The following is a 1,731-nucleotide window of genomic DNA, read 5'->3' on the forward strand; positions in this document are numbered from 1 at the left end:
GGGCCTCTCCAAGAAGGTTCGCACCACCTATACCGAAGCCGACGAGGATGTGGCCGCTCCACTCCAAAACATTGTTGCTGAAATTCAGGATAGCCTGATCAGCGCGGCGGAGACCCTTGGGATCACGTCGAGCGCCTTCACTGACTTCGCATACCAGATGGAGGTATCGACGCGCGGCCTGAGCGACGAGGAGGCGCAGCGCGCAGTCCAAGATGCTCTGGAAGAGCTGGGCGATGCATTCGCTGAGATGGTCACGGGGATCGAGGACGTCCAAAGGGTGGGCGAGGGTGCCGCGACCACGTTGACGCGCCTGTCTACCAGTCTGCTGGCTGTCAATGATGCCATGGACCTGCTCGGGGGCACATTGTTCGACGTGTCGCTGCTCGGCGGGGATGCAGCCTCGAACCTGGTCGACGCCTTTGGCGGTGCTGACCAGATGGCTCAAGCGGTGAACACATTCTTTGCGGCCTTCTACAGTGTCGAGGAACAGCGCGAAACAATCATGCGCCGCCTGAACGACCAGTTTGCCGAATTGGGTCAGACCATGCCTCAGAGCCGTGAAGGGTTCCGTGATATGATCGAGAGTATCGACCTGACCACCGAATACGGCCGGGAGCTCTACGCCGCGCTGGTTTCGATGGCCGGGGCGATGAATGAAGTTCTCCCCCAGATCGAGCGCTTCACGCTGTCGATGCAGGGCCTGGTGTCAAACATCGGCGGAGAGATCGGCGTCCTGATTGAGCAGTCCCAGGCCCTGGCGTTGCAGTCAGGTGAACAGGCACGTCTGTGGTACAAGACCGCAAAGACCTTGCGCGAGTTTCTGAGTGATATTCTGAACAGCGACCTGACCAACGTGTCGCCGGCACAGCAGGCAGCCCTGAACCAGTCTCGCTTTGATACCGCACTTGCCGCAGCAATGGAGGGCGATCAATCAGCCGCGGATAAGATCCCCGAGTTGTCCCGGAACCTTCTGAAGTCGATGAAGGCGCAATCCGGCACGCTGGTGGAATACCAGATGCAGGCAGCAGTGGTGATGAACCAGCTCAAATTGCTGGCGGGTGTCGCCGATCTTGAAGGGGCAAACGAGGACGTTCTGCAAGCGCTATACGAGCGCCAGATTGAGGTTCTGACGGCCCTGGCGAACTTCCTTGAGCTGGAGTCTCTGACCCCTGAGCAGATTGCCTCGCTGGACAGCAGCATTCAGGATCTGGTGACCAATTGGGACGCAACGATTGGCGAGTTCGACGCCGCGCTGTTGTCCCTTGAGGCAGCAATTCGCGATGCGGAGGATTTCAGCTATTCTCAGCTGCAAGAGCGGCTGAGCGTTTCCGTGAACCTGCTCGCGCAGGCTGACATCCCCGAGTACCTGAAACAGCTTATCGCAACGGCAGAGACCGGTGTTCAGGCGTTCATCGACTTCGTTGTTCGGGATGATGATTTGACCCCGGATCAAAAATGGCTGCTGACCAACCATTTCAGCAATCATTTCTCAGAGATCGAATTGGCCATGTCGAGTGCTTCCAGCCCGATGGCTCTTACTTTGGCCCTGCGGGACACCTTCGACAGCTTGATCATCTTCGATCTGGTGCTGAACCCTGCTTCGGACAAGATGGTCCGCCATCTCGCGACTGTGGACGAGTCCCTTCATAAAATCGGGGTGACCGTGGATCTGTCCAACCACCCAGACCCGCTGATCCGTGCGCTCTTCGAATATCGGCAAAGCCTGCATGA

The 1,731-nt window shown here is 58.1% G+C and carries 1 pseudogene; it reads left to right on the forward strand.

Going from position 1 to position 1,731, the window contains the following annotated elements:
• Positions 1–1,731, forward strand: a pseudogene (locus A8B82_RS24255) (hypothetical protein); the annotation flags it as partial.

It is taken from the genome of Sulfitobacter sp. EhC04, assembly GCF_001650875.1.
GTDB lineage: Bacteria > Pseudomonadota > Alphaproteobacteria > Rhodobacterales > Rhodobacteraceae > Sulfitobacter.